This is a genomic window from Bacteroides sp., from assembly GCF_019417265.1.
In the GTDB taxonomy this organism is placed as follows: domain Bacteria; phylum Bacteroidota; class Bacteroidia; order Bacteroidales; family Bacteroidaceae; genus Phocaeicola.
Window position 1 is genome coordinate 6803 of record NZ_DXVR01000076.1, and the last position, 7813, is coordinate 14615.

At 40.9% G+C, this 7813-nt stretch carries 7 protein-coding genes; 2 read left to right on the forward strand and 5 right to left on the reverse strand.

Annotation, left to right across the window (positions count from 1 at the left end; all coding sequences use genetic code 11):
- The 5 genes from QZ379_RS09435 to QZ379_RS09455 form a co-directional block, all read right to left on the reverse strand.
- On the reverse strand, nucleotides 1-470 hold a 470-nt coding region (locus QZ379_RS09435), incomplete at its 3' end, for an OmpH family outer membrane protein (RefSeq protein ID WP_291563662.1).
- A 61-nt stretch (nucleotides 471-531) separates the two neighbouring features.
- A complete protein-coding gene (locus QZ379_RS09440) occupies nucleotides 532-3183 on the reverse strand; it encodes a POTRA domain-containing protein (RefSeq protein ID WP_291563664.1) in 2652 nt (883 codons plus the stop codon).
- A 9-nt stretch (nucleotides 3184-3192) separates the two neighbouring features.
- Entirely contained in the window at nucleotides 3193-3924 is a 732-nt protein-coding gene (locus QZ379_RS09445) for an isoprenyl transferase (RefSeq protein WP_291563666.1), read from the reverse strand.
- Nucleotides 3925-3948: 24 nt separating this feature from the next.
- A complete protein-coding gene (locus QZ379_RS09450) occupies nucleotides 3949-5358 on the reverse strand; it encodes a DUF6242 domain-containing protein (protein WP_291563669.1) in 1410 nt (469 codons plus the stop codon).
- Nucleotides 5359-5577: 219 nt separating this feature from the next.
- Nucleotides 5578-6201, reverse strand: a complete 624-nt coding sequence (locus QZ379_RS09455; protein ID WP_291563672.1) for an HU family DNA-binding protein — start codon at nucleotides 6199-6201, stop codon at nucleotides 5578-5580.
- Between the two features lie 252 nt (nucleotides 6202-6453).
- Between QZ379_RS09455 and QZ379_RS09460 the strand changes: the two genes are divergently transcribed.
- Complete coding sequence (locus QZ379_RS09460) at nucleotides 6454-7509, forward strand: DNA cytosine methyltransferase (protein WP_291563675.1); 1056 nt, start codon at nucleotides 6454-6456, stop codon at nucleotides 7507-7509.
- Nucleotides 7491-7813 (forward strand): hypothetical protein (locus QZ379_RS09465; RefSeq protein WP_291563677.1); only part of this gene is annotated, 323 nt, incomplete at its 3' end. The genes QZ379_RS09460 and QZ379_RS09465, both read left to right, overlap by 19 nt.

The window sequence follows — 7813 nt, forward strand, 5'->3', positions numbered from 1 at the left end:
ATACGTGGTGATGCATAAATCATGCTTTGGGCCGAAGCTCTGTCTATCACAGCATCATAACCTTTCTGCGTTGCTATTTCTTTTACGGCATTGTATATCGCATCCTGTATAGGAGATATAAGTTCCTGTCTTTTCTTCATGGCCTCACCCTGCGGACCGAAGTAAGTCTGTCTCAGTTCGGCCGCCTCTTTCTCCTTATTTATAATCTCTTCTTCTTTGGCAGTCCTTTGCTGGGCATTCATTGTAGAAGCTGTTTTCTGGTATGCCTCATATAAAGCCTTTGCCTCTTTTGCCTTAGCTTCTACCTCGCTTTGCCATTTCTTCGACAGGTTTTCCATCTGCTTGTTGGCCTGTTCGTACGAAGGTATCTGCTTCAGGATAAACTCCATGTCAATAAGAGCGAACTTCTGTGCCTGTGCTGTCATTAAGGTTGCCATAACAAACAGCAATGATAGAAACATCTTCTTCATAATTCTCGTGTTTTAAATGGTTAGTATTCTTATCCACTGTTTCTGTCAGAGAGTTCTGTTTTTAGAACTCCTGACCGATGATGAAGTGGAACTGGCTTCCGCTATACTGCATTGAGCCGTTTATCTTGTCGAAACCGTATGCCCAGTCGATACCCATCATACCAATCATAGGGAGGAAGATACGGACACCCACACCTGCAGAACGTTTCAACTGGAACGGATTGAACTTAGCTACATCTGTCCATGCATTACCGGCTTCAACGAATCCGAGAGCATAGATACTTGTTGAGTTTTCAAGCATAAGCGGATATCTCAGTTCGGCACCGAGTCTGATGTATGCATAACCTTCGCTACCGTATGGAGTCAGCGCACCGTTTTCATAACCGCGGAGAGCGATAGTTTCCGAAGCGTAGTTGTAACTGTATCCTGTCATACCGTCACCACCGACGTAGAATGTTTCGAACGGAGAACGTTTGTACTTGTTGTAGTGTCCCAAGATACCGAACTCGGTACGTGTCATCAACACCGGACATTTCTGTATCGGCAGAAGTGCTGTATAGGTTTTTGCTTTGAATTTCCATTTGTGGTATTCAATCCACTTATACATGCTGGCAGCTTCTTCGTAATTGTCTTTACCGTATGTTGAATAATCCTTGTTGCTGAAGAGCGAGTAAGGAGGAGTGAACGAAACCGATGCCGAGAATTCAGAACCATATCTTGGGAAGATAGGATTGTCTGTAGAGTTTCTGGCAAGAGTCAGGTTCAGGTTGATATTGTTACAGTTACCTGTGTTCATGTACTGTCCGTTATTCAGCTTGATGTACAGGTAGCTCCAGTCCTTAAGCATGAATCTCTGGTAAGAAAGCTCAGCCGAGATAGTGAAATAGTCGTCAGGCCATCTCAGACGCTTACCCCAACCGATTGACGCACCGAACATCTTGATAGACTTGTCAGGGTCGTAGTAAGATTCATAGTTATTATAGTAGTTGCCATAATAGTTGTTGTTGTAGCTACCGTAACCGTAAAGCATGTTATAGTAGTTGTTCATGTAAGCAGAGTTGTAGTACTGGCTGCTCACGTCAGTCTGTACAGAGTAGAATGCCGATACAGAGAACGAAGTAGGACGCTTACCTCCGAACCATGGGTCGAAGAACGAAACGCTGTACGACTGATAGTATCTACCGTTGGTCTGTCCGCTGATGGTAAGCGTCTGTCCGTCTCCCTGAGGAAGAATGCCGCGGTAGTTGTCATTCTTTCTGAACAGGTTGGCAAACGAGAAGTTTGTAAACTTCAGACTCAACTTACCGATGATACCTGTCTGTCCCCATCCTGCCGAGAATTCCACCTGGTCATTGGCTTTTGATTCAAGTCCCCAGTTGATGTCTACGGTACCGTCCTGTACGTTAGGCTGTACGTCCGGTTTTATGTTTTCAGGGTTGAAGTGTCCCATCTGTGCGATTTCACGATAAGAACGTTCCAGAGCTTCCTTACTGAAGAGGTCACCCGGACGGGTTCTCAACTCACGTCGTACGATATTTTCATACAGACGGTCGTTACCGTTAATTCGTACATGGCTGATAGTAGCCTGCGGACCCTCGGTAATACGCATTTCGAGGTCGATAGAGTCACCGTCGATGTTGATTTCCACAGGGTCGAGGTTGTAGAACACATAACCTCTGTTGTAATAGTTGTTACCGATGGCATCCTCGTCGCCGCTGATACGTTCGTTCAGCAGTTTCTGGTTATACACATCACCCTTCTTCATTCTCAGCTGTTCGCTCAGCAGGTCAGAAGGATAGACCGTGTTACCCACCCATGTGATATCTCTCAGGTAGTATTTGTCACCCTCGTATATCTTCATGTACACATTTACCGTCTTGTCGTCGTACTGGCTTACGCTGTCCGTTTCGATGAGGGCATCTCGGTAACCCAGTTCGTTATACTTGTCTATAATGAGCTGCTTGTCAGCCTCATAATTGCTTTCGATGAATTTCTTGGTACGGAACAGGTTGATAAGTTTACCCTTTTCGTTGGTTTTCTTCATCACCCTCTTCAGTTTCTTGTCTGTCAGTACAGTATTACCGTCTATAATAATCTGATGAACCTTTATTTTTTCTTTCTTGTCGATGTTTACATCCACGTACACCTGTTCTGCATTTGCATTATCCTCGCGTTCCACGATGTTTACTTCGGCATTTTTGAAACCTTTCTCGTCGAAATGCTTCTTGATAAGAATCTTCGCACGGTCGATGAGGTTAGGCGTAATCTGGCTACCCTTTACGAGTCCCAACTTGGCCTGCAAGTCTTCGCGCTCGCTTTTCTTCACGCCATGGAAACGTATGTCAGTGATACGCGGACGCTGTTTCAGTTCAATGTGCAGATATATCTTGTTGTCCTCAATCTTGTCAGCCGATATTTTCACGTCAGAAAACAATCCGTGTCTCCAGTACTTCTTTACTGCTCCGGTGATATCGTCACCCGGCACAGTGATAGTCTGTCCTACGGCAAGGCCTGAAATGCCTACCAACACGTAGTCTTCGTAATTTTTCACACCTGATACCTTGATGTCGGCTATTTCGTATTTCTTGGGCGAGCCGTTGTACAGTATCACAGGTTTGTCATTATCGGTATTATTGTTCTGGGCGAAGGCGCTGCTGTTTGTGAAAGCCATGCCCATGGTCATCATAGTTATGAGTAAAAGACGGTATCTCATTGCTTAATATTATAATTGTTCACTTGTTTTTCCAAATCGGCGTTCTCTACCCTGATAGTCGCAAATGGCTTTGCACAGTTCCTCTTCCTTGAAGTCCGGCCAGTAAGTGTCGCAGAAGTACAATTCCGAGTATGCACACTGCCACAACAGATAGTTGCTCAGTCTTATCTCGCCACCTGTACGGATAAGCAGTTCAGGGTCGGGCATATAGTTGGTAGCCAAATGTTCGTCTATGGTTTTGTCTGTAATTTCACCGGCAGACAGCTCGCCGTTTTTCACTTTTTCTGCAATTCTCTTCACAGCATCTGTTATCTCCCATTTGGAAGAATAGCTCAGTGCAAGAGTCAGACACATGCCGGTGTTGCGCGAGGTGTTTTCTATACATTTGTTCAGACGGTCCAGAACCTCCTTCGGCAGTCTTGATGTGTCGCCTATGATTCTGAAACTTATATTGTTCTTCATGAAAGTTTCTTCTTCTATCGAGTCCATAAGCAGGCTCATAAGCGCAGCCACTTCATCCACCGGTCTGTTCCAGTTCTCGGTAGAGAAAGTGTAGAGAGTCAGGAACTTAACTCCCAATCTTGCCGATTCTTCCGCTATGACATGTACTGTTTCCGCACCTGCCTGATGTCCGAAGGTGCGTGCCTGTCCTTTCTCCTTTGCCCAACGTCCGTTTCCGTCCATTATGATGGCAATGTGTGCAGGAATTCTGGTCTTGTCAATTTTTTCTCTATATAGCATGTTATCAATATCTGTTTAAGTGATTTATTCTTTTGGCATAAGTCTGTTTAGACAACAGCGTGTCAAACTTCCGTCATTCCATATGAACCATATAAATGAACCTTTGAAAGAGTCGTTCTCATAATACCCTTCTACTGTAGTAGAATAGCTTTCACTTTTAAGATAGTCTTTTAAAGGCTTGATGCCGTTCTCCTCTTTAGCAGGGAAAATCATATATCCTTCTTCTTTTTTCCAGTTCAATCCGTTGTCTGTAGATGAATAGAAATAGTCGAAATCTTCGCCATAGGCAAACAGCTTGCCGTCGTAACTTATCATAGAGATGTTACCTTGGTTAGGGCATGTAGTTGGATTGATAGGTGTGTATTCTTGCCATTTGTCCTCGCTGCTGATATTGTTGAATACCATTGCTGTAGTATCAGATTCTACTTTTTTGACTCTGTTCTTCATTACGATAGTTCTCCACAAAGAAGTATTATGCTCTGCTGTATATGAAACAGCGCTGATTCTGCCGTTTAAATTTTTTCCTTCTATAAAATCGGTTTCTTTAGCTTTCGTTCCGTCCGAATTAAGGCTTACTATCTTATTGTCTGTTGTATAGGCAAGTAACTTATCTCCATTTACAGAAATAAGATTTGAGAGGTTTGTTTCGCTGCTTATTTGATTATTTGAATTTAAATTATATAGCTTTTCATCAGCAATGAAATGTACCTCATTATTATATACAATGGCAGAATTGATATCAATACTTGTGATTGAAGTACTTACTTCCTCCCATGAGGTGAAGCTTCCTCTATTGACATTTGCTTTATAGATTTTTACGTTTCCTTCGGCTGTTTCTCCAAAAACATAAATGTAATCATTCATATATACAGCCTTCTGTTCTGTAAAAGTCACACCTTCCGCAAACTTCTTATCCCCGAAATGTTTCCAAACCAATGAGTCCGGATTAAGTTTATGAACATTAACTTTTACTGTATATGGCTTGCCGAATACGAAATTATTCTGCAACTCGCTATAGGCCAAAACCTTGAATGTTACCTCATTTGTGAAATCCAAGGAATCGGCTGAGGTCCAAAGACTATCTCTGTCATACTTGTTTTTATACCAAATAGAAGCATTGTCGGCCGAGATAGAGGCCAATACCCTTGTCACGTCAACTTCCTTAGGAAGAGAGTCCTTGTTGTAAATCTGTCTGTTTATCTGGTCGATAGTGAACGGAACATGAGCGTAGCTTATGGTATCTGTATAGATGCTGTCATTTCCCTCTGAGTCCTTTCCGTATATGGTCTGACGAAGTGTACCTATAGAAAAAGCCTTAATGCTCGATTCTACAGGATAGTCTATTTCAGCATAGTTGCTTTTCAGACATGATGACAAAAAAGCAGTGGTAGCCATAACTCCGGCAACCAATGCAGGCAATATTCTTATTTTCATTTGCAAATGATTACTATGTTACAAGTTGCAAAAGTAGAAAGTTTTTTTGTCTAAACAGAACATTTCCTGTAGTTTTATATAAAATTATGGATAAACTGTCCGTTTTTATCGTCCAAATATCGAAAGTATAACATTTTAAACTGTATTTAAATGGTGTTTAAAAGCTGATTATAATATAAATCCCATAAATTGCAACGTTTTTTCCTGACAGTATTTGACTTATGCTTCAAAGCATTCCGGAGCCGGCACATACAGCGGATGATTCTTGAAACCAATGTTTATCAGTTTTCCGCTGTCGGTCAGACGCTTTATTTGCTGCATGGCCATATAGCGTGTCATGGAGCAGAGTTCCTGTAACTTTGGTCTGGTGACGGTCTTCTCTTTTTTGAAATATTCAGTCAGTAGAGAGTCAACTTTCTCATCCGGGATTGTTACTGAATGTTTTCCTGTCACCTTCTCCATTCCCGTTTCGCTTATACACCTCTGTACTCTTTCCATAAATTCCTTTTCCGGGTTGATATTGACCGATTTCAGCTCTATCTCCTTTCTGCTCTCCTCTCCGGTACAGATTCCGCTTTTAGGTTTCAGACTGATGTCGAAACTGCATAATCCCTCCAGGCGTACAATCTTTCCCTGCCCCAACTGATTGGCTATCTCATCCTGAAAAGCTATTATTACGGCATTTATATCCACAGATGTAAGTGTGCTTTTCATGTGGATATTGTCTACAATCCCCTTTGTGCCAATGGTTTGCCTGTCGCAGATTCTGATGTGGTATTTCGATTTTAGTTTGTCAGCCTTGTTGTCCGGATTTCTGTAAAAATCGTATTTTATCTTTCCCATAATCTTGTTTTTTTATGTTTCTGTCAATATATTTTTTGCTGCCGACCATGGTAGGCGATGCTGCTGACGATGGTCGGCACCAAAAAACATCGGCTTGTTTTCGCCATGTTTCCGATATACAAAAGTACGGAATTAATTTCTTTTAAAGTCCGCCTTTATCCGTGTATTTTTATATTAATCATAACTGTTATAGGTTATCTTTGATATTTCTGTATTTATTTATATTTTTGCACATTATATGATAGACATTACATGGTAAATAAGAAATATACGTTTATAGATTTGTTCGCAGGTTGCGGAGGTTTGAGCTTAGGGTTTGAAGAAGCCGGGTTTGAAGGAATTCTTGCCATAGATAATTGGCAGGATGCTCTTTATACTTATGCTGCAAATCGGAATGTATCAAGGACTTTATGTGCAGATATTTCAACAATAAATCCACAAACGATAAAAGATACATACAATATTGAAAATGTTGATGTAATTATCGGTGGACCTCCGTGTCAGGGTTTTTCTGTTGCAGGAAAACGCATCATTGAAGATGAAAGGAATCTTTTATATAAGTCTTTTGTGGATTTTGTTTCCTGTTTTAATCCTAAGGCGTTTGTAATGGAAAATGTACCCAATATTTTAAGTATAGGTGGTGGAATTGTTCGTGAAACGATAATTCGGGATTTTGAGAAATTAGGATACAGTGTGAGTGTGAAAGTCTTGACAGCTTCAGATTATGGTGTACCTCAAAATAGGAAAAGGGCAGTTTTTGTCGGAGTATCTGAAGGAATGGATTTTGAATTTCCTAAAGCTTTAGAAACCGAAAAGATTACAACTTTTGAAGCTATAAGCGACCTCCCGGAAGGTTCATTGCCTGAAGGCAGTGATTATCCTATTGAAGCATGCAGTGATTATCAGCGATATGTGCGTAAATGTAGCAAAGGCATTTATAATCATGAAATTACTGCTCATAATAATAGAACTACAGAAATTATTTCTCTTGTTCCGGATGGTGGTAACTACAAGGATTTGCCTGACGAATTTAAAAGAACCCGTAATGTGCATATAGCATGGACAAGACTTTCCAGTCAAAAGCCAAGTATAACAATTGATACCGGTCATCGCCACCATTTTCATTATAAATGGAATAGGGTGCCTACTGTGCGTGAAAGTGCAAGAATTCAGTCTTTTCCTGATTGGTATATTTTTCTTTGCAGTAAAACGAGTCAATACAAACAGGTAGGAAATGCTGTGCCTCCTCTGATGGCAAAAGCTATAGCTTTACAATTATTGAATACATTATGGCAAAAAAAGAAATAATATATTATCAAGTTCCGGATGAATACTGGCATAGATTGCATTTTGTGAGGCCACGTTTTAAAAGCAATATTGAAAGTGTATTGCTTTACATGGCTAACGAATGTTGCCGAATACCAAAGTTATCTTGTGAAGAGTATAGCAGAAGATATTTTGAAGCTATTCGGATGTTCCCCGGCAATATTGATATGGCGGACAAGACTCTTCATAATTGGCGTACAGAGATTCCCGCATTATTTGGCTTTTATAAAGAATTTAAGTTTCGCAAGTTCAGCTTGCTAGTTTTAATTTGTAAATATTGCATATA

Excerpts from the sequence above, each read along its gene's own strand:
- QZ379_RS09440 (WP_291563664.1), bottom strand. The coding sequence starts at position 3,183 with ATGAGATACCGTCTTTTACTCATAACTATGATGACCATGGGCATGGCT.
- QZ379_RS09445 (WP_291563666.1), bottom strand. The coding sequence starts at position 3,924 with ATGCTATATAGAGAAAAAATTGACAAGACCAGAATTCCTGCACACATT.
- QZ379_RS09450 (WP_291563669.1), bottom strand. The coding sequence starts at position 5,358 with ATGAAAATAAGAATATTGCCTGCATTGGTTGCCGGAGTTATGGCTACC.
- QZ379_RS09455 (WP_291563672.1), bottom strand. The coding sequence starts at position 6,201 with ATGGGAAAGATAAAATACGATTTTTACAGAAATCCGGACAACAAGGCT.
- QZ379_RS09460 (WP_291563675.1), top strand. The coding sequence starts at position 6,454 with ATGGTAAATAAGAAATATACGTTTATAGATTTGTTCGCAGGTTGCGGA.